The 22,984-nt window shown below is 64.8% G+C and carries 22 protein-coding genes and 1 riboswitch; of the genes, 8 read left to right on the forward strand and 14 right to left on the reverse strand.

Features of this window, described 5'->3' with window-relative positions; all coding sequences use genetic code 11:
• Positions 1–60 precede the first annotated feature (60 nt).
• Together GJ699_RS23485 and GJ699_RS23490 are read right to left on the reverse strand one after the other, a co-directional pair.
• Complete coding sequence (locus GJ699_RS23485) at positions 61–1,053, reverse strand: DUF58 domain-containing protein (RefSeq protein ID WP_154380918.1); 993 nt, start codon at positions 1,051–1,053, stop codon at positions 61–63.
• A 6-nt stretch (positions 1,054–1,059) separates the two neighbouring features.
• Complete coding sequence (locus GJ699_RS23490) at positions 1,060–1,980, reverse strand: AAA family ATPase (RefSeq protein ID WP_154380920.1); 921 nt, start codon at positions 1,978–1,980, stop codon at positions 1,060–1,062.
• Positions 1,981–2,064: 84 nt separating this feature from the next.
• On the opposite strand from GJ699_RS23490, the gene GJ699_RS23495 reads away from it, so the two are divergent.
• Positions 2,065–2,991 carry a histone deacetylase family protein gene (locus GJ699_RS23495; RefSeq protein ID WP_154380922.1) on the forward strand — a complete coding sequence of 309 codons (927 nt, stop codon included), beginning with the start codon at positions 2,065–2,067 and terminating at the stop codon, positions 2,989–2,991.
• A gap of 15 nt (positions 2,992–3,006) precedes the next feature.
• On the opposite strand, the gene GJ699_RS23500 is transcribed toward GJ699_RS23495, so the two are convergent.
• Both GJ699_RS23500 and GJ699_RS23505 read right to left on the reverse strand, forming a co-directional pair.
• Complete coding sequence (locus GJ699_RS23500) at positions 3,007–4,992, reverse strand: alpha/beta hydrolase family protein (RefSeq protein ID WP_371867647.1); 1,986 nt, start codon at positions 4,990–4,992, stop codon at positions 3,007–3,009.
• 82 nt (positions 4,993–5,074) lie between these two features.
• Positions 5,075–7,063 carry an OPT family oligopeptide transporter gene (locus tag GJ699_RS23505; RefSeq protein ID WP_154380924.1) on the reverse strand — a complete coding sequence of 663 codons (1,989 nt, stop codon included), beginning with the start codon at positions 7,061–7,063 and terminating at the stop codon, positions 5,075–5,077.
• Positions 7,064–7,212: 149 nt separating this feature from the next.
• Here GJ699_RS23505 and ylqF point away from each other — a divergent pair, with 149 nt between their 5' ends.
• On the forward strand, positions 7,213–8,136 hold the full coding sequence (gene ylqF / locus GJ699_RS23510) for a ribosome biogenesis GTPase YlqF (RefSeq protein ID WP_229262279.1): 924 nt from the start codon (positions 7,213–7,215) through the stop codon (positions 8,134–8,136).
• Here ylqF and GJ699_RS23515 read toward each other — a convergent pair whose 3' ends face one another.
• Complete coding sequence (locus GJ699_RS23515) at positions 8,137–8,931, reverse strand: DODA-type extradiol aromatic ring-opening family dioxygenase (RefSeq protein ID WP_154380928.1); 795 nt, start codon at positions 8,929–8,931, stop codon at positions 8,137–8,139. It abuts the gene before it with no gap.
• A 114-nt stretch (positions 8,932–9,045) separates the two neighbouring features.
• A riboswitch (cobalamin riboswitch) is annotated at positions 9,046–9,146 on the forward strand.
• A gap of 70 nt (positions 9,147–9,216) precedes the next feature.
• On the opposite strand from GJ699_RS23515, the gene GJ699_RS23520 reads away from it, so the two are divergent.
• The 5 genes from GJ699_RS23520 (at position 9,217) to GJ699_RS23540 (ending at position 13,947) form a co-directional block, all read left to right on the forward strand.
• The gene (locus GJ699_RS23520; protein WP_154380930.1) at positions 9,217–11,208 is read left to right on the forward strand and encodes a TonB-dependent receptor; all 1,992 of its coding nucleotides are present in this window, start codon (positions 9,217–9,219) and stop codon (positions 11,206–11,208) included.
• Positions 11,208–12,101 (forward strand): cobalamin-binding protein, encoded by an 894-nt coding sequence (locus GJ699_RS23525; RefSeq protein ID WP_154380931.1) that lies wholly within the window; start codon positions 11,208–11,210, stop codon positions 12,099–12,101. Before GJ699_RS23520 ends, GJ699_RS23525 begins: the two co-directional genes overlap by 1 nt.
• A gap of 85 nt (positions 12,102–12,186) precedes the next feature.
• A complete protein-coding gene (locus tag GJ699_RS23530; RefSeq protein WP_154380933.1) occupies positions 12,187–12,849 on the forward strand; it encodes a thiol:disulfide interchange protein DsbA/DsbL in 663 nt (220 codons plus the stop codon).
• Positions 12,850–12,871: 22 nt separating this feature from the next.
• A complete protein-coding gene (locus tag GJ699_RS23535; protein ID WP_154380935.1) occupies positions 12,872–13,204 on the forward strand; it encodes a hypothetical protein in 333 nt (110 codons plus the stop codon).
• Positions 13,201–13,947 (forward strand): SDR family oxidoreductase, encoded by a 747-nt coding sequence (locus GJ699_RS23540; RefSeq protein ID WP_154380937.1) that lies wholly within the window; start codon positions 13,201–13,203, stop codon positions 13,945–13,947. Before GJ699_RS23535 ends, GJ699_RS23540 begins: the two co-directional genes overlap by 4 nt.
• Positions 13,948–13,951: 4 nt before the next feature.
• On the opposite strand, the gene GJ699_RS23545 is transcribed toward GJ699_RS23540, so the two are convergent.
• From GJ699_RS23545 to GJ699_RS23575, 7 genes are read right to left on the reverse strand one after another with little or no spacing between them, the layout of a single operon-like run.
• The gene (locus GJ699_RS23545) at positions 13,952–14,851 is read right to left on the reverse strand and encodes a LysR family transcriptional regulator (protein ID WP_154380939.1); all 900 of its coding nucleotides are present in this window, start codon (positions 14,849–14,851) and stop codon (positions 13,952–13,954) included.
• Positions 14,844–15,704, reverse strand: coding sequence for an efflux RND transporter periplasmic adaptor subunit (locus GJ699_RS23550; RefSeq protein ID WP_371867648.1), 861 nt, complete (start codon positions 15,702–15,704; stop codon positions 14,844–14,846). Before GJ699_RS23550 ends, GJ699_RS23545 begins: the two co-directional genes overlap by 8 nt.
• A gap of 20 nt (positions 15,705–15,724) precedes the next feature.
• Positions 15,725–15,925 carry a DUF1656 domain-containing protein gene (locus GJ699_RS23555; protein ID WP_154380941.1) on the reverse strand — a complete coding sequence of 67 codons (201 nt, stop codon included), beginning with the start codon at positions 15,923–15,925 and terminating at the stop codon, positions 15,725–15,727.
• Positions 15,915–18,056, reverse strand: coding sequence for an FUSC family protein (locus GJ699_RS23560; RefSeq protein WP_154380943.1), 2,142 nt, complete (start codon positions 18,054–18,056; stop codon positions 15,915–15,917). Before GJ699_RS23560 ends, GJ699_RS23555 begins: the two co-directional genes overlap by 11 nt.
• A gap of 10 nt (positions 18,057–18,066) precedes the next feature.
• Complete coding sequence (locus GJ699_RS23565; protein WP_154380945.1) at positions 18,067–18,564, reverse strand: MarR family winged helix-turn-helix transcriptional regulator; 498 nt, start codon at positions 18,562–18,564, stop codon at positions 18,067–18,069.
• A 51-nt stretch (positions 18,565–18,615) separates the two neighbouring features.
• On the reverse strand, positions 18,616–20,052 hold the full coding sequence (locus tag GJ699_RS23570; protein WP_154380947.1) for an efflux transporter outer membrane subunit: 1,437 nt from the start codon (positions 20,050–20,052) through the stop codon (positions 18,616–18,618).
• 10 nt (positions 20,053–20,062) lie between these two features.
• On the reverse strand, positions 20,063–20,371 hold the full coding sequence (locus GJ699_RS23575; RefSeq protein ID WP_154380949.1) for a DUF4148 domain-containing protein: 309 nt from the start codon (positions 20,369–20,371) through the stop codon (positions 20,063–20,065).
• Positions 20,372–20,522: 151 nt separating this feature from the next.
• Between GJ699_RS23575 and GJ699_RS23580 the strand changes: the two genes are divergently transcribed.
• On the forward strand, positions 20,523–20,873 hold the full coding sequence (locus tag GJ699_RS23580; RefSeq protein ID WP_229262266.1) for a hypothetical protein: 351 nt from the start codon (positions 20,523–20,525) through the stop codon (positions 20,871–20,873).
• Here GJ699_RS23580 and GJ699_RS23585 read toward each other — a convergent pair whose 3' ends face one another.
• Positions 20,874–21,776: a LysR family transcriptional regulator gene (locus tag GJ699_RS23585; protein ID WP_154380951.1), complete on the reverse strand. Its 903-nt coding sequence runs from the start codon at positions 21,774–21,776 to the stop codon at positions 20,874–20,876.
• Positions 21,776–22,816, reverse strand: a complete 1,041-nt coding sequence (mgrA, locus tag GJ699_RS23590) for an L-glyceraldehyde 3-phosphate reductase (protein WP_154380953.1) — start codon at positions 22,814–22,816, stop codon at positions 21,776–21,778. The genes GJ699_RS23585 and mgrA overlap by 1 nt, the downstream gene beginning before the upstream one ends.
• Positions 22,817–22,984 lie beyond the last annotated feature (168 nt).

Genomic DNA, 22,984 nt, shown 5'->3' on the forward strand with positions numbered 1-22,984 from the left:
CGCCTCCCGCGCGCGCGTCGGCGTGGGGCGCCTCGGATGCCGGCGGGCGGGGCGTGTCGCTCATGGCTGCTCCTGGCCAAACAGCGCCAGCGCGCGCAGGCAGGCGCTGCGATGAGCGTCGCCCAGCGCCGGCCCGTAGTCATGCTGGCCCAGCTGAAAGCGATAGGGCAGCGCGCGCTGCTCGGCCTCCAGCACCCAGCCCGTCAGCCGCGACAGTTTGAGCTCCAGCGCCATCGCCACCGGCAGCGCGGCGAAATCCAGCGCCAGCTCGGCCACCGCGCCGCCCTCGAAATGCTTGGTCACCAACTGCCCGCCCAACGCCGGATCAACGCGCGCGATCTGCCGCCACGCCAGATGCCGCATCGGATCGCCGGCCTGATAACTGCGGATGCCGGCAAAATTATCCAGCCCCACCGTGCCATGCCCATCCTCGCTGGCCGCGCCCGACGACGGCAGCGGCGCCGGCGGCGATTCCGGTGCCGGATACACTAGCACCCGCGCATCCGGCCGCCAGTAACTCCAGGCCCGGAACAGCCCCAGCGGAAAACGCGTCACCAGCCGCACCCGTGGCGCCGCCAGCCAGCCGCGCTGCGGCGCCGGCGCCGACAACTGCAGCGTGGCGACCGCGCCCGCCGCCACATCCACTACCTGGCGCGGCTCGCCATCCGCCTGAAAGCCCAGCCACAGCGCATAGCGGTCCTGCCGCGTCGGATTGACCAACTGTAGCGCAAACTGCGCCTGCTCACCGGCAAACACCGGCGGCGCCCGGCCCGGCGCCAGCTGCAGCAAGGCCAGATTACGTGCGGTCAGATACATATCGGCCACCGCGCAGGCGCCGGCAAAAAAGGTCAGCGCAAAGCCCAGCCCCAGACTGTAGTTGATGGCGCCAATCAGCATCACCAGCAACAGCACCGCAAACGCCAGCCCGGCCTTGGTCGGCAGAATGAACACCCGGCGCATGCCCAGCGTCACCGTGCCCGGCTCGCTATCGCGCAACTGAAACAGCCACTTGTCGCGGCCCCGGCGGTACAGCGCTTGTAACGCGGCCACCATGACGTGTCAGACCGGCACCGACTCTTGCAACTGCAACACCAGATCACGGCTGGCCAGCGCCACCCCGTGCGCCGACTTCAGCGGCCGCAACCGGTGCGCGCAGACCGGCACCAGCACCGCCTGCACATCCTCCGGCAACACATGATCGCGCCCCTCCAGCGCGGCCCAGGCGCGCGCCGCCTGCAACAGCGCCAGTGCCGCGCGCGGACTCAGCCCCTCGGCAAACATCCCGTTCTGACGCGAGGCCGCCGCCAGCGCCTGCACATAATCGATCAGCGCCGCCGAGGCGTGAATTTGCCGCAGTCCCTGCTGCGCCTGCGCCAGCTCGGTCGGCGACATCGCCGCCGGCAGCGACTTCAGCAGCACGCGCCGGTCCTCGCCCAGCAGCAGCGCGCGCTCGGCCGCCGCGTCCGGATAGCCCAATGAAAGACACATCAGAAAACGGTCCAGCTGCGACTCCGGCAGCGGGAAGGTGCCGATCTGATGGGTGGGATTCTGGGTCGCAATCACAAAGAAAGGCTCGGGCAGGGCGCGCGTCACACCATCGGCGCTAACTTGCCGCTCCTCCATCGCTTCCAGCAAGCCCGATTGCGTCTTCGGCGTGGCGCGGTTGATCTCGTCGGCCAGCAGCACCTGGGTGAAAATCGGCCCCGGATGGAACACAAAGCCATTCCGCTCGCGCTCATAAATTGAAATGCCGTTGACATCGGCCGGCAGCAAATCGCTGGTGAACTGGATGCGGTTGAAGCGCAAGCCCAGCGAAATCGCCAGCGCATGCGCCAGCGTGGTCTTGCCCACGCCCGGCACATCCTCCACCAGCAAATGACCGCCCGCCAGCATGCAGGTCAGCGCCTGCCGGATCTGCAAGTCCTTGCCGACGATGATCTCGCCCACCTGCCTGGCCACCGCGTGTAAGTTTCTGTACATGTAGGTATGATAGATTAGCGCCTAAGCAGCGATTCTATGCGAGAACGCGCCAGCCGCAGCAAAAAAAAGCAGAGACAACCAAGCATGAGCACAGCCATTTACAGCCATCCCGATTGCCAGCGTCACGACATGGGCGATTGGCATCCCGAATCCCCCGCGCGCCTGCAGGCGATCGCCGACCAGCTGATCGGCTCCCACATCAGCGATTTGCTGGAACACCGCGAAGCGCCGCTGGTGGCGCTGACCGACCTGCAACGCAACCACAGCGCCAACGCCATCGCCATCGTGCGCGACAACGTGCCGGACGAGGGCGACACTTACCCGATCGACGGCGACACCTCGCTCAACGCCTGGAGCTGGCGCGCGGCCCAACGCGCCGCCGGCGCCGCCGTCGCCGCCACCGACGCCGTCATCGACGGCGACATCGCCAACGCCTTTTGCGCGGTACGCCCACCCGGCCACCACGCGCGGCCGGTGGAGCCGATGGGCTTCTGCCTGTTCAACAACGTCGCCATCGCCGCCAAGCACGCGCTGGACGTGCGCGGGCTGGCGCGGGTGGCCATCGTCGACTTCGACGTCCACCACGGCAACGGCACCGAAGAAGCCTTCCTCGACGAACCGCGCGCGCTGATGGTCAGCTTTTACCAGCACCCGCTGTATCCCTACACCGAGCCGCAGCCGATCAGCGACCATCTGGTCAACGTGCCGGTGCCGGCCCACACCAAGGGCGACGTGGTGCGCCAGATCGTCACCGAACAATGGCTGCCGGCGCTGCACGCCTTCAAGCCGGAGATGATCTTCATCTCGGCCGGCTTCGACGCCCACCGCGAGGACGACATCGGCGGCATGGGCCTGGTCGAAGCCGACTACGCGTGGATCACCGAACAGATGATGGCCGTGGCGCGCCAGTACGCCCAGGGCCGCATCGTCAGCTGCCTGGAAGGCGGCTACAACCTGTCCGCGCTGGGCCGCAGCGTGGTGGCCCACGTCAAGGCGCTGGCCGAGCTGTAAGCCCGGCGCCGCCTCTCACTCGGCCGACTTCAGATTGCGGTCGAGGAAGGTGTCCACCTGGCGCCAGAAGTCGATATTGGTGTCATCGTGGCTCCAGCCGTGCCGCTCGTCCGGATAGACCAGATAGGTGACGTTGCGGTTGCCGCGCTGGGCCGCGTCGCGGAAGCGCGAGGCGTGTTCGATCGGCACGCGCCGGTCCTGACCGCCGTGCGCCATCAGCAAGGGCTGCTTCAATTCGGCCGCGCGCTGCAGCGGCGAGGTGCGCGCCAGCTGCGCCGCGTCCTGCTCTGGATCGCCGATCAAGGTGCGCATGCTGTAGTTGCGGTTTTCGCGATTGGCGTCGGAGCGCGCCACCGTGAACATCAGGCCGATGTCGGTGACGCCGGCCCACTCGACGCCGGCGCGGAACAGCGTCGGCTGCTCGATCAAGCCCATCAGCGTGGCATAGCCGCCATAGCTGGCGCCCATGATGCCGACGCGCTTGGGATCGGCCCAGCCCTGCTTGATCGCCCACTGCGCGGCATCGGCCAGATCGTCCTGCATCGCCAGTCCCCATTGCTTCCAGCCGGCGTGATAGTGATCGTAGCCATAACCGGCGCTGCCACGGAAATCCGGCTCGATCACCAGATAGCCGCGCGAGGCCAGGAATTGCGCCTCGGCGTTCCAGTTCCAGTAGCCGCCGCGCAGATACGGGCCGCCGTGCACCAGCACCACCGCCGGCCGTGGCCCGCTGGCCTTGCCGGGTGGCGTGGTCACATAGACCGGAATCTGGCGGCCGTCGCGCGCCGCGTAGCGGTGGAAGTCGCGCAGGCCCATTTGCTTGGGATCGATGTCCGGATGGGCGTTGCCCAGGCTGACCAGCGTGCCGCTGGCGCGGTTGTACAGCAGATAGCTGGTCGGCTTGCGGTCCGAGCCCGATTCCACCAGCAGCACCGGCGTGCTGGCGCAGCCCTGCGCGCAATGCACCTGGTTGATGGCGCCGGGCAGGGCGGCGTTGATCTTGGCCTGCGCCGCCTGCATGGCCGGATCGAACCACACGGTGGTGCCGGCGTCGGCCTGCAGATGCACGCCGGCCAACCGCTTGGTCTCCCAGTCGAGTTCCGCGTGGCCGTCGAAATCGAAGCCGGGAATGGCCAGCACCGGCTCCTTGTCCAGCGTTCGCGTTTGCAGGTTGTAGCGGAACAGCGCCTCGTAGCCCTGATAGCTGGCGCGCACATACAGCGTATCGGCGCCATCGAAGAACAGCGGTTGCCAGCGCGTGGCGCCGGGGCACGGCGTGTTGGCGATTTCAGTCCAGCTGTCGCTGCCCGGCTGGCGGTAATGTGTCATGCAGTGGCCCTGCACCAGCGAGGTGACGATGCGCGGCGTGTCGCTGCCATCCATCACCCAGTGCGAGCTGGAGGCCGGTTGTGTGCCCTCGACCGCCGGCCGCAGCTCGCGGGTGCGGGTGTTGAGCCGGTACAGGCGATTGTGCTGCGGCGCCGGATCGACATGGTTCCACACCAGCTGCGCCACCAGGATATCGTCCGAACCGTCGTGCGTGGCCGCGTAGTACAGATAGTCGGAGGTCAGCGTTTTGTTCTTGACGATCTGGCCCAGCTTTTCCTGCTCGTGGCCCAAGCTGCCGGCGATCAGATGGGTGAAATGCTCGCCGTTGCGATCGACCGCGAATTCATCGTAATTACTCTCGAACTCGAACTGGCGGTTCTTCACCGTGAGGCCGATGCGCTGCTCGTTAATCCAGTGCACCGCGATGATCGGCTCTTCCTTGCTGGCGGTGGTGACCACGTGGCCTTGCGCCGGCGTGGCGCTGTCGCGCACCACCAGCGTTTGGCGGCCGTCCGGCTCTTGCATCACCAGCGCCACCGCGCCGCCCTTGGGCGACAGATGGACCATGCTGATGGCGGGGGAACGGAAGAAACTCTCGGCCGGCGGCAGCTCGGCCGCGACAGCCTGCTGGCACAGCGCGGCCAGCAGCAGGGGAAGATGGAAACGGCGCACAGATATCCTTAAGGTTGCATTTTTTGATAATCTTAAATGCAACCGTGGGGAATTGTCTATGCGCCCGAGGCGCTGCCGTTGACTACTGGCCGTGCACCGCCTGGCCGTTGCGGGCCGACCAGCGGTACAGACCCCAGACGATGGCGATGCCGACGATCAGCGCGATGGTCATGGTGGTGCCTTCGCTCATGCTGTTGGCGATCGCCAGCGGCTCGCCTTTGCCGGACAACACAATCAGCCCGGCCAGCGCGACGTTGAACAGACTCTCGCCGACGATGAAGCCCGACATCACCAGCACGCCAATGCGCTTGGCCGACTCGCCGCCAGCCTTTTTCTCGACCGCGCGTTCGAACAGCCAGCCGGTGACGGCGCCGATCACCACCGGCGTGATCACCGCGCTTGGCAGATAAATCGCCAGACCGACGCCCAGCGGCGGCAGGCTGTATTTGCCATCGCTGGATTTCTTCAGCGCGAAGTTAATCAGCACCAGCGCCAGGCCGATCAGCACCCCGTAGCCCAGCAGATTCCAGTTCAGATTACCGCCGATGACGCCTTTGGCCAGCGTCGAAATCAGCAGCGCCTGCGGCGCCGCCAGCGGCTGGTCCGAGATCGAATCCATATTCGGCGCGCCCTCGAAACCGTTGGCGTGATTCAGCAGCTCCAGCACCGGCGGCACCACGCAGGAACCGGCGGCGACGCCGATCAGCAGGCCAACCTGCTGCTTCCATGGGGTAGCGTTGACCAGCTGACCGGTCTTCAAATCCTGCAGATTATCGTTACCGATCACCGCCACCGCCAGCACCACGGTGGTGACGAACAGCGCGTAAGCGATCAGCGCCTGCGCCACTTCCGGGCCCATCACCGAGCGACCGACCATGCCGACGCTGAGCGCGGCGCCCAGAATGGTCAGAATCGCGATGCCGGACACCGGCGAATTCGACGAGCCAATCAGGCCGGCCATATAGCCGCACACCGCCGCCGCAAAGATGCCGGCGATCAGAATGTAGGCCACGCCGACCGCCACCAGCGGCACCGACAGCGACGCCAGCGGGCCGCCTTGCAGGAAGCTGGCCAGCAGCCAGCCGGCCGGCACCAGCGACAGCAGCGTCACCAGGCCGACGATGAAGATCGGCATATCCATCTCGGTGCGGTCCAGCACCGCGCCATCCAGCTTGGCCTTGCGCGCGGTTTCCATGGCCGACTTCAGGCCACCCAGAATCGGCTTGGCCAGGCCGGCCAGCGTGATGATGGCGGCGATGCCGATCACACCGGCGCCCATCATGCGCACCTCGTTCTTCCAGATGCCGAGCGCGTGGCCGGCGGCGTCGACACCGGCGGCGGCCGGGGTCAGGCTGCTCATCAGCGGCACCAGCACGCCCCAGGCGATCAGCGTACCCACGCCCATCGCCACGCCGACCGTGATGCCCATCAGGTGACCAGCGCCGACCAGTGCCAGCGAGCTTGAAGCACCGATGCCGGTGGCGCCAGCGCCGGTGCGGAAGTAGATCGACACTTCGGCGGCCAGCAGCTTGGCGGCGGCGGCGGCGGCAAACAGCGCCGAGGTCACACTGCCCCAGATCACCGCGCGTAGACCGGCTTTACCTTCGGCCGCGCCGGCGCGCGACGCCATGCCCACCTTCAGCACCTCGGCCGCCGCCACCCCTTCCGGATAGGGCAGGTCGGACTGCGACACCAGCGCGCGCCGCAGCGGCACCGTGTACATCACGCCCAGCACGCCGCCGACGGCGCAGGCGCCGAAGGTCGGCCAGAACGGCACGTGCGCCCACCAGCCGATCATCAGCAGGCCGGGCAGCACGAAAATCACCGAGGCCAGCGTGCCCGCTGCCGAGGCAATGGTCTGGACGATGTTATTTTCCTGGATGGTGGCATCCTTGAAAGCGCTCAGCAGCGCCATCGAGATCACCGCGGCCGGGATCGAGGTGGCGAAGGTCAGACCGACCTTCAGGCCCAGATAGACCTGCGCCGCAGTGAATACCAGCGTAATCAGAATGCCCAGAATAATCCCGCGAAGGGTGATTTCCTTCGGGTTGGACGGTGCAGCTATGCTCATCTTCAGCACTCCGGAGTTGTTGTTTGATTAATCAATGGGGTAAAGCGAGTCATGATAAACGAATCCCGTCCGGGTTAGCAGGTAAAATAGCGGGTTGTCAGAACGATTTTGAAGGTCACAGCATGTCGATACAATGGTACCCAGGGCATATGAACGCCGCCAAGAAGAAGGCGGCGGAACAGATGGAGAACACCGATCTGGTGATCGAAGTGGTCGACGCGCGCCTGCCCGAAGCCAGCACCAACCCGATGGTGGAAGAGCTGCGCAAGTTCCGTCAGCGACCGTGCCTGAAGATCCTGAACAAGATCGACCTGGCCGATCCCGCCGCCACCGCCGCCTGGAGCGCCTACTACAACGCCCAGGAAGGCGTGACCGCCTACGCCATGACCACCAAGAAGCCGGCCGACGTGGCGCGCATCCCGGAGCTGGCCAAGCAACTGGCGCCGCACCGTGGCGTACCGACCAAACCTCTGCGCATCATGATCATGGGCATCCCCAACGTCGGTAAATCGACCTTGATGAACGCCTTGCTGAAAAAGCGCGTCGCCAAAGTGGGCGACGAACCGGCCGTGACCAAGCAGCAGCAAAAACTCTACCTCGACAAAAACACCGTCCTGGTCGACACCCCCGGCATGCTGTGGCCGAAGATCGCGCTGCCGAGCGATGGCCTGATGCTGGCCGCCAGCCACGCCATCGGCTCCAACGCGCTGATCGAAGAAGAAGTGGCCGAATTCCTGGCCGGCGAACTGCTGGTGCACTACCCGGAACTGCTGGTGGCCCGTTACGGCTTCAAAGAGCTTGAAAAGATGGACGCGATCGGCGTGGTCGAAGGCGTCGGCATCAAGCGCGGCTTCCGCCAGAAGGGCGGCGACCTCGATTACGAAAAAGCCGCGCACACCTTCCTGGGCGACTACCGCAGCGGCGTATTAGGCCGCATCTCGCTGGAAACGCCGGAAACGCGCGGCGTACGGCTGGCACAGCACGCCGAAGAAATGGCGCAAAAAGCCGCCGAAAAAGCCGCCATCGCCGAAGAAAAAGCCCGCGCCGCCGCCAACGGCAAACGCGGTACCTGATTAGCCGAGGCGGAAGCTGGTGACGGCGAGGCCGCCCATGAAGGCGTCTTCGTGATACGGCACGCTGGCCGCTTCGTCTTCCGCCGCGCCGGTGACCACCATCAACGGCAGCAGATGCTCTTCGCGCGGATGCGCCATGCGTGCCGCCGGTGCGGATTCCCACTGTTTCAGCTGTGCGCTGCGCTGTTCCGTCGGCAGTGCCATGGTCGCGCGCAGCCAGTCGTCAAACGCGTGCGATGCCGCCGCGCCGGCCGCGTTGAAGGCGCGCAGATTGTGGAAACTCAGCCCGCTGCCGATGATCAGCACGCCTTGCTCGCGCAACGGCGCCAGCAGGCGGCCGACTTCCAGGTGGGTTTGCGGGTCCAGCCCATACTTGAGCGACAGCTGCACGATCGGCACATCAGCCTTCGGATAGACCGGATACATCGCGCTGAAGGTGCCATGGTCAAAGCCGCGTTGCGTATCCAGCACGGCGCGATGACCGCCGGCTTCCAGTAACTGCTGCACCTGCGCCGCCAGCTCGGGCGAACCGGGCGCCGGATACTGCACCTCGTAGGTGTGCGGCGGGAAGCCGCCGTAGTCGTAAATCATCGGCGGCTTGGCCGATGCCGATAGCGTGAAATCGCGGCCTTCCCAGTGCGCGGTGATCACCAGCACGGCTTTCGGCGTGACGCCGAGCTGGCGCGGGATGTCGCGCAGCGAGGCGTCCAGCTTGCCGTACAAGTGGCCGACCTGGTCCATCATGAACGGCCACGGGCCGCCGCCGTGCGACAGGAAATAGGTAGGTAGCTTCATGGTGAGAGTTCCTTTCTACCTTCACTATATGCACTCACTCCTGCGCAATCAATGGGGTAAATATAGATGGATCATATCGAAAATGTGAATGATCTGACTGCGCCCCTTGTCAGGCGTATAATGCGCGGGTCTGGCGCCAGGGAAACACGTAACCCCAGTGTGCTGCCCCCGCAACCGTAACCAGCCCGGATACCGGCCAGACCAGGGGGAAGCTGCAAGCAGCTTCCGTACGCTTCCGATCTGCGGGGACGCAGGGCGGATGTCTTCTTGAAAAGAACGATAACCATGACTGCCTCCATTTCCCGCCCGCGCCTGCTGGCCGCCGCCGTTTCCCTGTGCTTTGCCGCTCCTGTCGCCGCCTTGGCTGAAGATGTCGCCGCGCTGCCCGGCCAGGCCTTGACCTCCGTGGTCGTCACCGGCGCGCGCTTCGACGCCGAACCGTCGCTGGCGCCCATCGGCGCCACCATCATCAGCGCCGACGAGATCCGTCGTGCTGGCGTCAATGACGTCAACGCGGCGATCCGCAAGATCGGCGGTGTCTACGGCCGTCAAAGCCTGGACGGCAGCCCGGACTTCGGTCTCGATCTGCGCGGCTTCGGCACCAACAGCAGCCAGAATGTGGTGATCGTGGTCGATGGCGTGCGCTTGTCGGAAAATGAGTTGAGCAACGCGATCCTGTCGACGATTCCGATCGAGACCGTGGATCACATCGAGATCCTGCGAGGCGGCGCCAGTGTGCTGTACGGTGATGGCGCCACCGGTGGCGTGATCAACATCGTGACCAAGCGTCCGCAGGCCGGCGCGCGCCGCGCCAGTGTGTTTGTCGAGGGTGGCCAGTTCAACGCCGGCGAGTTGCGCGTGTCCGGCGCGCAGGCGTGGGAGGGCTTTGCGGCCGATGCCACGCTGGATAGCCAGCGCACCGACAACTACCGCGACAACAACAAGTTCAAGCAAACCCAGTTCAGCGGCGGCGCGCAGTGGTACGCCAATCAGTTCGACCGCATCGGCTTCCGCTACGAGGGCGCGCGTCAGGACATGCGCTTCGCCGGTTCGCTGAGCGAGGAGCAGTTCCTCGCCAATCCGCGCCAGACGCTGACGCCGGACGATAACGGTTCGGTCGATACCGACCGTCTGACGGTGTTCGGCCAATACCGCCTGTTTGGCCACGACCTGGCGGCCGATCTGTCCTACCGCAAGAAGACGGTGGAAGCGACTTATTACTACGGCGGCCTGGCGTCGCCCGCCACTTACGACAGCAAGCAGTTGCAGTTCTCGCCGCGCGTGCGCAAGCTGGGCGCGATTCACGGCATGGTGAATGAGCTGGTGGCCGGCATCGACTTCATCAAGTGGGAGCGCACCACCGATGCGTCCTTCGCTGGTGTCGCGTATTCCAACGCCGACGCCAACCAGAAATCCAAAGCGCTGTATCTGCGCGACGAGCTGCGTTTCGACGCCGCGCATGAGGGCCGCGTTTCGGCCGGCGTGCGGCGCGAGATCTTCGATCAGGATTACTCGAATCCGCTCGGCTTCGCCGCCTACAACGTGGTGCAGGGCTTGAACGCGTGGGAACTGCAGGCCAGCTATATGCCAGTGCCGCAGCTGACGGTGTTCGGCAAGCTGGGACAGAGCTACCGTGTGGCCAACGCCGATGAAAGCTCGTACACGCTGGTGTTCAACCAGCCGCTGGTGCCGCAGGTGTCGCATGACACGGAGCTGGGCGCCAGCTGGGCCAACGCCGCGCAGAAAATCACCGCGCGCCTGTTCCGCCACAATCTGACCAACGAGATTTTCTTCGATCCGACGCTGCCGTTCGGCGGCGCCAACACCAATTTGGACCCGACCCGCCGCCAGGGCGTGGAGATCGATGCCGAGCAGCGCATCAACGCGGCGTGGAGCGTCAACGCGCACTATCAGCATGTGCAGGCCAAGTTCCGCGACGGCGTCAATGACGGCAAGGAGATGGTGCTGGTGCCGAAGAACACACTGACCGCGCGCATCAGCTGGATTCCGGCCAGCGGCCAGAGCGCCGACTTCGGCGCGCAGTGGGTGGACAAGCAGCGCTACGGCTCGGACTTCACCAACACCTGCTCGGGCGAGATGCCATCCTTCACCACGCTGGACGCGCGCTATGCCCGCAAGTTCGGCCAATGGGAGTGGGCGCTGTCGGGCCAGAACCTGGCGGACAAGCACTACTACTCGCAAGCCTTCAGCTGCAAGGCAGGGATTTATCCCGCTGATGGCCGTCAGCTGAAACTCTCGGCGCGCTACGACTTCTGATGCGTGCCACGCGCAAGCTTGCGGTGACGCTGCTGGCGCTGGCCGGCGCGGCCGGGCAGGGTGCCGCCCACGCGGCGATCACGGTGCAGGATGATGCCGGCAATCGCGTCACGCTGGCGGCGCCGGCGCAGCGCGTGGTGTCGACCGCGCCGCACATCACCGAGCTGCTGTTCGCGGCCGGTGGCGGCGCACGGGTGGCCGGCGTGATGAACTACAGCGACTATCCGGAAGCCGCCAAGCGCCTGCCGGTGATCGGCAGCGACGCCCAGATCGACATGGAACGCCTGCTGGCGCTCAAGCCCGATCTGCTGGTGGTCTGGCAGACCGGGAACACCGAGCGCCAACTGGCGCAGCTGAAAAGCCTGGGCATCCCGATTTTCTACAGCGAGCCGAAAAAGCTGGACGACATCGCCACCAGCCTGACCCGCCTCGGTCAACTGCTCGGCACCGACGCCGCCGCCCAATCCGCCGCGCGCGACTACCGCCAGAAGATCGCCAGCCTGAGCGCCGGCTACGCCCAGCGCGCGCCGGTGCGGGTGTTCTACCAGATCTGGGAAAAGCCGCTGTACACGCTGAACGGCGAGCATATCGTCAGTGACGCGCTACGCGTCTGCGGCGGCCGCAATGTGTTCGCCGGCTTGAAGGTGACCGCACCCTCGGTCAGCACCGAAGCCGTGTTGCAGGAAAATCCAGAAGCCATCATTGGCGGCGAACGGCACGACGGCGAGGGCGGCATCAACATCTGGCGGCCCTACAAGAGCTTACTGGCGGTCCAGCGTGACAATCTGTTCATGCTGGACAGCGAACTGCTGGTGCGCGCCACGCCGCGCATCGCCGATGGCATCGCCGTGCTGTGCGAAAAACTGGAAAGCGCGCGCCGGCACCGTCCTTAAAGCTGGCTTAATACTTGAGCCGAACCAGGTAAAAAGTGGTAATCTCCCCGCGTTCGCTCTCACACTTTTACCTCGAAGGATAGTTATGCGTCTGTTCAGCCTCCTGCGCCCCCTGATTGCCACCGTCGCCTTTATGGCCGCCGCCGCTGGCGCCTCCGCCGCCGACTTCAAGGACGGCGTGGACTTCAACACCGTCACCGGCCCGCGCCCGGACACCGGCAAGAAAGTCGAAGTCCTGGAATTCTTTATGTACCATTGCCCGCACTGCAACGCGCTGGACCCGGCGTTGGCCGACTGGGTTAAAAAGAACGGCGACAAGATCGTCTTCAAACGCATGCACATGGGCGACGACGCCCAGGCCAAAGCCTTCTACACGCTGGAATCGATGAACGCGCTGGGCAACGGCATGCATGAAAAGATCTTCCACGCCATCCACGTCGATCGCAATCGCCTGAACACCGACCAGGCCTTGCTGGACTTCGTGGTCAAGAACGGCGTCGACAAGGCCAAGTACCTGGAAGCCTTCAATTCGTTCGGCGTCCAGACCAAGTTGAAACGCGGCCAGCAGATCGCAAATCAGTATAAACTGGATAGCGTGCCTGCCCTGGTGATCGATGGTCACTACACCACCTCGCCAGCAGTCGCGGGCCATGGCCTGACGTCGCCGGCCGCCGCCCACACCGCCATGTTTGCGGTGGTGGACAGCCTGGTAGCGAAGTCGCTGCAGGAACGCGCCGGCAAGAAGTAATCAAGGAAGGATGGGTAAGAAGATGAAATTTCCACGTAACGAGCGGGAGGAGGCCGAAGCCCAGGTGATGAAGATTTATAAGGAATCTTCGCCGGCGCTGGAGACCCTGTTTGAATGGAGCTACATTAACCATGTGGCGTGGAGCCTTGTTATCGTCTTCTTTGGCCTCATCCTGTGGATGGGCGTGGCGCTGGTGAATGCCGAAAACCAGCGCAATGCGCTGCTGACCAAGCAGTGCGTGGATGCGGTGTTCAAGACTGAAGTGGACCGGAAGTGCCTGCGCACCGTGCACTCGCGTGAACATTGGTGGCAGCACATCACCTACGCGATGTCGAATCTGAGTCCGGAAAAATGAAGCAGGTGCTGCTGGTCACCGGCAGTAGCCGCGGCATCGGCGCCGCCACCGCGCTGCTGGCCAGCCGGCGCGGTTACGCCGTCTGTATCAACTATCACAGCAACGCCGTCGCGGCCGAGCGCCTGCGTGCGCAGATTCAGGCCGAAGGCGGCGAGGCCATTGCCGTGCAGGCCGATGTCGGCATCGAGGCCGACGTGCTGCGCCTGTTCGCCACCATCGACGAAGAACTGGGTCCGCTGACGGCGCTGGTCAACAACGTCGGGGTGCTGGAACAGCAGGGCAAGCTGGCCGATATGTCGGCCGAGCGTCTGCAGCGCGTGTTCAACACCAATATCCTCAGCTATTTCCTGTGCAGCCGCGAGGCCATCAAGCGCATGTCCACCGCGCGCGGCGGGCAGGGCGGCGGCATCGTCAACGTGTCGTCGGGCGCGTCGCGTCATGGCGGCGGCAATGTGTATATCGACTACGCGGCCTCGAAGGGCGCGGTCGATGTGATGACACTGGGTTTGTCGAAGGAAGTTGGGCCGGAAGGGATACGCGTGAACTGCGTGCGGCCGGGGATTATTTATACCGAAATCCACGCCAGCGGCGGCGATCCGGATCGGGTCGACAAGTTGGCGTCCACCGTGCCTCTTGGGCGCGGCGGACAGCCGGAGGAGATTGCCGAGACCATTTTGTGGCTGCTCGGCCCCCAGTCCTCCTACGTCAGCGGCGCGCTGATAGACGCCGCTGGCGCGCGCTAGCGTTTTACGCTAGCTCTGCGAAGCGCTGCTGCAGGTACTGGATCAGCAGCGCGACCCGCGGCGGCTGGTAGCGGTCGCGGTGGTAAAGCAAAGTCAGTGGTTCACTATCGGTGAAGTACTCGTCCAGCACCGTGGCCAGTCGGCCGCAGCGCAAGTCATCCGAAATGTCCAGAATCGATTTGTAGGCATAGCCCTGGCCGGCGAGCGCCCATTTGCGCAGGATCTCGCCATCGTTGCTATGCTGGCCGTTACGCACCCGCACCGAGCGGCGTTCGTCCGCCTCGTCGTTGGTGCAGTAGCGCCATTCCTGCAGCGCGCCGCGCGCCGTCACCAGCACCAGCGTCGGCAGGTTGGCCAGATCTTCCGGTGTGGCCGGGCCGCCGGTTTTGGCGATCAGCGACGGCGCCGCGCACACCACGCGCCGACTCGGTGCCAGCACGCGCGCCACCATGTCGCTATCGGACAGCAGGCCATAGCGCAGCACCAGATCCGGATCGTCCTGAACCATGTTGGAGGCGTTGCCGCTCAAGGTCAGCGTGTACTGGATGTCGGGATGGCGGGCGCGGAATTCTTCCAGCATCGGCAGCAGCACATTGCGGCCAAGGTCGGATGGCGCCGAGATCCGCACCAGCCCATGCACGCTGTCGGTGCCGGCCTGCAGACTGGCTTCCGCCTCCGCCATCAGCGCCATCGCCTGCTCGCTGAAGTGGCGATACAGCTTGCCTTCCTCGGTCAGGCGCAGCTGGCGCGTGGTGCGTTCAAACAGTTTGACCTGCAGCGAGTTTTCCAACCGCTGGATGCTGGCGCTGGCCGCCGCTGGCGACAGTCCTTGTTTGCGGCCGGCGGCCGAGAAGCTGCCCAGTTGCGCCGCTTCGAGGAAGAGTTTAATCAGTTCGCTATCCATGAATCACCACCGTGCAGGTCGTGCCGGCCACCAGCTCCAGGTTGTCCGGCTTTTGATCGATGTGGATGCGCACCGGCACGCGCTGTGCCAGGCGCACCCAGTTGAAGGTTGGGTTGACGTCGGCCAGCAGCTCGCGGCCCAGGCTTGCATCGCGGTCGGTGATGCCGCGCGCGATGCTTTCGATGTGGCCCTGCAGTTGCGCCGCGCCGCTCATCATGTGCACTTCCACCTTGTCGTTCAGTTTCAGCAGCGGCAGCTTGGTCTCTTCGAAGTAGCCGACCACATAGAAGGAATTGGCATCGATCAGCGCCAGCTTGGCGGCACCCACGGCGGCGAAATCGCCGGCATGCACATTCAGGTTGGTGACATAGCCGGTGACCGGGGCGCGCACCACGGTGCGTTCCAGATTCAGCTCCGCCAGCTCGCGCGCTGCCATGGCGGCCTGGTACTGTGCCGACGCGGTGCCGACCGCCGCTTCCGCCGTCTCCTTGCTTTCGGCCGAGACGATCGAGCTATCCAGTCCGGCGCGGCGCTTGGCTTCCTGCGCGCGGCGGCCTTTTTCCACCTGCTGCGAGGCCAGCATCGCCTTCGACTGCGTCAGCGCGTTTTCATAGCGCGCCTTGTCGACCACGAACAGCACATCGCCTTTCTGCACCAGCTGATTGTCGTGTACCAGCACTTCGGTCACGGTGCCGGCGACGTCGGCGCTGATGGTGATGACGTCGGCCTTGACGCGGCCGTCGCGGGTCCAGGCCGATTCCATGTAGTGGTCCCAGGCCGAGCGGCCCATCCACAGGGCCGCCGCCAGCAACAGCATGGTCAGACAGAATCGGAAAATTTTAGATGCGCTCACAGAAGGCTCTCACAGAAAAGTTATTTGTACAGGGTGACCAGCAGGGCGCTGAAAATGCAGACGAACATGCATAGCCGCACCAGCGCCGGGTGCCAGCTGCCGCGATAGGCACCGACGTGGCTCAGCACCGCGTCCAGCACCAGTTGCAGTACGCCGCTAAGCAGAAACACCGGCAGCACGCCGGGCAGCAGCACGCCAAAAAAGTCGATTTCACGCGGCATGGAATTCTCCTGATAGCTGGTCCAGCAAGGACGTGTAGATGGAATGCAGATCGGTCAACGCCGTGTGCAGGCGCGCGCGGCGCTCGGCCTGAGTTTCGTGCAGTACGTCGGGCAGGGCGGCGCGCACCGCCGTGCCGGCATCGAGCACGGCTTGCAGCACTTCTTCGCCGGCCGCGCGCGATGGCGCGTGCAGGTAGGCGGCCAGCAGGCGCAGCACGGTTTCCAGGCTGGCGCGCGCTTCGCCCGCGTGCGAGGCCGCGATCAACTGACGCAGCTCGATCACGGCGTGGCCCAGTTCCAGCAGCGTCAGACCTTGGCGCACCACGGCGCGGGTTTCGGCGTTGGGCGCCGGACCAGCGGCGGCGTTCAGTTGACTTAGCAGATCGCGCACGCGGTTGTCGAAGCGGCGCTTCAAACGATACAGGCGCGCGTCGCACGCCTGCTGCGCTTCGCGCCACAGCGCGGCGGCGACGTGGCCGCGATGGCCCATCGTATGCTCGGGCAGCACCACCTTGAACATCAGCCAGGCCACCACCACGCCCATGGTCAGCGACAGTTCGCTGCCGATGAAGGACTCGACGTCGTAACGCATCATATTGGACGGCACCACCAGCGTGGCCGAGAACATGCCCATGCCGACACCGGTGCCGGCCCAGCGCGGACTGGCGATCAGGTAGGCGGCAAAGGCAAACAGCGGCAGCGCCGCCAGCACCATCGGGTAGAAGCTGTCGGCTTTGGCCACCAGCAGGAATTCGGTGGCGAAGGCCAGCGGCATGCCGGCCATAAAGCCCAGCAGCACGCCCTGCACCATGGCGGTGGGACGCGGCGACGACGACGCCAGCGCGCAGAAAATGGTCGCCATCAGAATGGCGTTGACGGTGGCCGGCCACGCCAGCCAGTACCACATGCCGGCCGTGACCAGCAACGTGACGGCGGCGCGGAAGCCACTGGCGGCGATGATGGCCGGCGGCGTCTTCGGCGAATAGGCGCCGGGATCGCTGACCTGCTGGCGCTTCTGCTGCGCCAGGCCGTGATACAGCGCGGCGAAATCGGCCAGGTTGCTGGCGTAGCGCTCCAGCAGCTCCACCGCCGTGTCGAAGTCGATCTGCTGCGCGCGTTCCAGCGCCGGCGCGGCCGCCAGCTGCGCGCGCGCGGCGGTGATGTCGTCGGCTAGCGTGGTGCGCATTTGCGCCAAGCGTGCCGCCGTCAGGTCTTCACCCAGCGTGCGTGCCATGTGCGCGTACATCGGCTCGACCAGATCCAGCACCGGGCCGCTCCCTGCGGCGCGCAGGCGGTGGCTCAGGCGATGCAGCGTGTAGAAAGTGGTCAGCGCCGTCATGAAGGCGGCGTTGAAGGCGTGCAACTGGCGCGTCTGCGTACGCGAATGGCCGGCCTCAAAGAAAGCGGCGGCGCGGCCTGACTCCAGCGCGGCGATATCGGCCGCGAACTTCAGGTGATTTAACTCGGCCGCTTCCGGCGTGATGCGATGTTCCAGCACGCCGCGACAAAAGTCGATGAAGCCGGCGTAGCGCGCCTGCACGGTGCGCATCACCGCGCGCGAGTGACGGCGTGGGAAGATCACATCGTGTACCACCGCCGAACAGATGATGCCCAGCCCGACCTCGGTCACGCGGGTGACCGCCAGCGTGAACACGCTGGCCGGCGCGTCCACCGCCGGCACCGCGATCATCACCGCCGTATAGCCGGCCAGCACAAAGCTGTAGGACTGCTGGTTGCGGTGCATGGCGGCGCCGCCGGTACACAGCGCCACCCACAGCGCCAGGCCGAGAAACAGCACGGTCGGCGTCTGCGGGAACAGCGCCACCAGCGCCAGCGCTGCCGAACAGCCGATCAGCGTGCCGAGAAAACGGTGGAATGCCTTTTCCAGCACCATGCCGCTGCTGGGCATGGCCAGGATAATGGTGGTGGCCAGCGCGGTGTAGGGAGCGTCGAGACCGAGGCGGAACGCCAGCCACAGTGCGGAGAACGAGGCCAGCATGCACTTGGCGACAAAGATGAAACGTTCGCCTTCGGTGCCGGCCCAGGCGCGGGTTTCGTTGCGCAGCCAGTTGAAGGCTCTCCGCGCCGCGCTGTGGTCCGGGGAGGGCGGGGCGGCGGGAGTAGCGTTCATGGGTAGGGTTCTAGGTTATGGCTTCTAAATTATCCAGCTGCCGTTTCAGCAGCGATTCCAACAGCTTTACTTCTTCCGCGCTGTAGCCGTCATAGGCCCGCGTGGTCTTGTTCCATACTTCCGGCAGCACCTTCTCGGCCAATGCGCGACCGGCGTCGGTCAGCGAAATCATCACGCAACGACGGTCGCCAGGGCGATTGCCGCGTGTGATCAAGCCTTGCGACTCCAGGTCATTGCAGACCCGCGTCAGGTTGGCCGGTTTTTCCATGCAAGCCTCGCCCAGCGTGGACGCGGTCGAGGTCTCATTGTCCGAACCGTACAGCACCGCCAATACCATGTAGCTGGCGTCGACCAGGTCATGCTGCCGCAAGGCGGCGTTGCTCAAATCCTTCATCCGCTTCTGGATGTGGTAAGTCATGCGCACCAGACGCATGGCATCCTCAGGAAACTCCGGTATTCGGCCATGGATATTTTTAAGGCGCTTTCTAGTCGCTTCAAAACTACTCATTGCCACTCCTCTAATATTTTTTCGAAAGGACTCGATTGTACTATTTATGTATCAATCTAAATCCAGTTTTATGCCCCCACCCAACGCAGACATCAACAAGGCGAAGTTATCCAGTTGTTTGCTTGCCACTTGCGCCATCTGCTGCTGTTCATTCAACAAGGTCAGTTGTGCGTTGATCACGTTCAGCGAGTCGGTCAGACCGGACGCGTAGGCTTTTTCCGCCAGTTGCTGCTGGCGCCGCGCCGATGTCAGCGCGCGCTGCGCCAGCTGGTCCTGCTGCTTCACCGAGTCGATTTTCACCAGCGCGCCGGCGACGTCGGACAGCGCCTGGATCACGGTGGCGTTGTACTGCTCCACCGCGATGTCGTAAATCGCGGTCTGGTTACCGAGCTGGCTGCGCAGGCGGCCGCCGTCGAAAATCGGCAGGCTGATGGCCGGCGCGATGCCGCGCGTCTGCGAACCGCTTTCCAGGAAGTGGCCAAAGCCCAGCGACTGCTGGCCGATGAACGCGCTCAGGTTGATGTTCGGGTAGAAGTCCTTTTTGGCCGCGTCGATGCGCGCGCCGGCCGCTTCCACGCGCCAGCGCTGCGCCACGATGTCGGGCCGGCGGCCCACCAGTTCGGCCGGCAGGTCGGCCGGCACGCGGTCGTGGGCCGTGCTCAGGGTCAGCGTTGGCCGGACGATGGTGTCGCCATCGCCCGGTCCCTTGCCGATCAGTGCCGCCAACTGGTTGCGCAGCAGCGCAATGGCTTCGCCATGCTGTTCATGCTCGCGTCGTCCGGCCGGCAGCGTTGTTTCGATGCTGATTACTTCAATATCGCTGGCCAGACCGGCCGCCTTGCGGCGGCGCGTGATCTCCAGGATGCGCTGGCGTTGCGCCAGATTGTCGGTCACGCTGTCCTGCAGCGTGTACTCCAGCGACAGCTGGATGTAGGTGCGGACGATGGAGGTTTCCAGCGTCAGCCGCGCCATTTGCGATTCGGCGGCGGCCAGGTGCACCTCGTCCAGCGCTGCCGCCAGCGCATCGCGATTGCGACCCCACAGGTCCAGATCGTAGGAACCGGATAGCGCGGCATTGTTCATCCACGCGTAGTTCCCTGCGAGCGGTGCGGGGATCGTACTGTGCGCCGCGTACAACTGGCGCGTGCTGCTGGCCGCGGCGTCCACACGCGGTCCGGTGGCGGCCTTGCTGACGCCGGCCAGCGCCTCGGCCTGGCGCACCCGCGCCAGTGCCGCGTGCAGGGTCGGGCTGTCGCTCAATGCGGCGGCCACCAGCTGGTTCAGTTGCTCGTCATGCAGCGCGGCCCACCATTGCGCGTCCGGCCAGGCGATGTTGGCGCTGGCGGCGGTGATCGCGCCGCCGGCATTCAGGTCGGCCGCCTTCAGCTGCGTGGCTTGCGGCTTGACCTTGCCCATGTCGGCACAACCGGCCAGCAGCGCCAAGGCGCACGCGGCGGGCAGCAGCAGATGGCGGAACGAACCCTTCATTGCTTACGACTTAGTGTTGAACCACGTGTTTGCGGGTCTGGGCGACGTCGAAGTCAGCCTCGGTTTCCAACAGGGTGCCGTTTTTGCGGGCTTCCAGGAATTCGGCCTGCACTTCGGCGCGGGTTTTGCCTTTAGGCTGTTCCACCTTGGCGGTCGACAGCGCGCTGGTGGCCACGGTGTTCTGGGCGGCGGCGGTGGCAGTGGTCACGGCCGGAGTGGTGGTCTGCGCGAAGGCGTTGGTCACGGTGGTGGCGGTGGCGGCGATGGCAAAAGCGACGGTAGCGGCGGCGGCCAGCAGTTGTTTGGTAGTTGTGCTCATGATTCTCTCCTTGTTTGATGTCTTAACTATAGGGATGAATAATACATTTGTAAAGTAAAAAATTCCTATGGGCACAATAGTCTTATGCGAATTGGCGCACTGACGTGGTGCTGACGCGGTGTTTTAATGAATTTTTAACAAGGAGGACATCATGGCTGACAGCACTCTGGACCCGGACAACCTCCCGGCCGGCGCCGACCGCACCTTGGGGCGCGGCCATGGCACGCGCGCGCTGGGGCCGAGCGACAACTCCGACAGCGGCAGCGATGTCATCGGCGAGCCGGATAGCGAACTGGATAGCGATACCGATGCGGCAGGCACCGGCGAACGCGCCAGCGTGGCGCGCGAAAATCTGGAATTGGACATCGGCTACGACCACGTCGAAACCATCCCGGTGGTGGATGGCGAATTCAAGGACGTGCTGCCGAACGATACGGCGACGCGCGAAGTGCCGCCGCAGCCGGTGCGCGAAGAGCGCCGCGACTGGTCGCGCAACAGTTGATTAGTTTGCGACGCTCATCACGTCGCTGAGCCAGTCGACAAACACGCGCACGCGCGGCGACAGCTGGCGCGCGTGCGGATATAGCACCGATACCGGCATCGCATGCGGGCGCCATTGCGCCAGCACTTCGCGGAACTCGCCGCTGCGCAGCTGCGTTTCGACGTGATAGCGCGGCAGTTGTACCAGACCGAGGTCGCTGGCGCAGCAGGCCGCATAAGCCTCGGCGGTGCTGACCGACACGCTGCCGGGCAGCACGACGCTGCGCTGCTCGCCATCGACGATGAAATCAAACGGGAACATCTTGCCGCTGCTGGCCGAATAAAAATTCACCGCGCGGTGGCCTTGCGCGCGCAAATCCTCCAGCGTATGCGGCGTGCCATGGCGCTCGAAATAGGCGGCGCTGGCGCAGGTGACCTGCTGCAGCGTGGCGACGCGCCGTGCCACCATGCTGGAGTCGCGCAGCTCGCCCACGCGCAGCACGCAGTCCACGCCCTCGCGCACCAGGTCGACCAGACGGTCGCTCATGCCGATCTCCAGCTCGATGTCCGGATAGCGGGCGAAGAACTCCTGCAATCGCGGCAGCACGTAATGGCGCGACAGGGTGCCCTGCAAATCCACCCGCAGCTTGCCGCGCGGCGCCACGCCACTGTTGCCGAAGCCAGCCTCGGTCTCCTCCACATCCGCCAGGATGCGCACGCAGCGCTGGTAGTAGGCCTGCCCATCCAGCGTCGGGCTGACGTGACGTGTGGTCCGCTGCAGCAGGCGCACGCCGAGGCGCGCCTCCAGCTGCTTGATGGTGTAGGTGGCGGTGGCGGCCGGAATCTGCAAATCCTCCGCCGCCTTGCTGAAGCTTTCCAGCTCGACGATGCGGGTGAAGATGCGCATGGCGTTGAAGCGATCCATTATCTGTGCGACGAGGACCCGGCCCACAGATTGATCGCGCCTTCCTGCGCCAGCTGGTCGATCGCGGCCAGTTCCTCGGCGCTGAAGCTGAGGTTTTTCAGCGCGGCGACGTTCTCGCGGATTTGCGCGGCGTTGCTGGCGCCGATCAAGGTCGACGTGATGCGCTGGTCGCGCAGCACCCAGGCCAGCGCCATCTGGGCCAGCGTCTGGCCACGGCTCTGGGCGATCGCGTTCAGGCCACGCACGCGCTGCAGGTTTTCCTCGCTCAGGTGCGACGCCAGCAGCGAGCCGCCGCCGGGACGGTTGACGCGCGCGTCGTCCGGCACACCGTTCAGGTATTTGTCGCTGAGGATGCCCTGCGCCAACGCGGTGAATGTGATGCAGCCGATGCCCTCGTGACCCAGCGTATCGAGCAGCCCTTCGGTTTCGATCCAGCGGTTCAGCATATTGTAGGACGGCTGATGGATCAGGCATGGCACCTTCCACTCCTTCAGCAGACGTGCCGCCTGCGCGGTCTTCTCGGCCGAATACGACGACACGCCGACGTACAGCGCCTTGCCTTGCTGGACCGCGTGCGCCAGCGCGCCCATGGTTTCTTCCAGCGGCGTATCCGGATCGAAGCGGTGCGAGTAAAAGATATCGACGTAATCGAGGCCCATGCGTTGCAGCGACTGATCGAGGCTGGCCAGCACATACTTGCGCGAGCCGCCGCCCTGACCGTAAGGGCCGGGCCACATATCCCAGCCGGCCTTGGTGGAGATGATCAGCTCATCGCGGTAAGGCTTGAAGTCTTGCTTGAAGTGGTGGCCGAAATTGGTTTCGGCGGAACCGTAGGGCGGGCCGTAATTGTTGGCCAGATCGAAGTGGGTGATGCCGAGATCGAAAGCGGTGCGCAGCATCTCGCGCTGCGAGGCGAGGGTATTGGTATCGCCAAAGTTATGCCACAGGCCGAGCGACATGGCCGGCAGCTTCAAGCCGCTGCGACCGCAGGTGCGGTACTGCATCTCATCATAACGGTGCGGGGACGCGAGGTAAGTCATCAAGAATCTCCATGTGTGGGGGCTGAACGATTATAGTCGGCCAGCTACAACTTCACAGGAGTTTGGTTACGCGCGCCAGCACGCAGTCCCTGATCATCTCCGCCCAGGAAACGTAGCCACTCATCTGCCGCAGTGTAGAGACAATGCGCTTTGCCGGCGCCGTTCCGA

Source organism: Duganella guangzhouensis, from assembly GCF_009674535.1.
GTDB lineage: Bacteria > Pseudomonadota > Gammaproteobacteria > Burkholderiales > Burkholderiaceae_D > Rugamonas > Rugamonas guangzhouensis.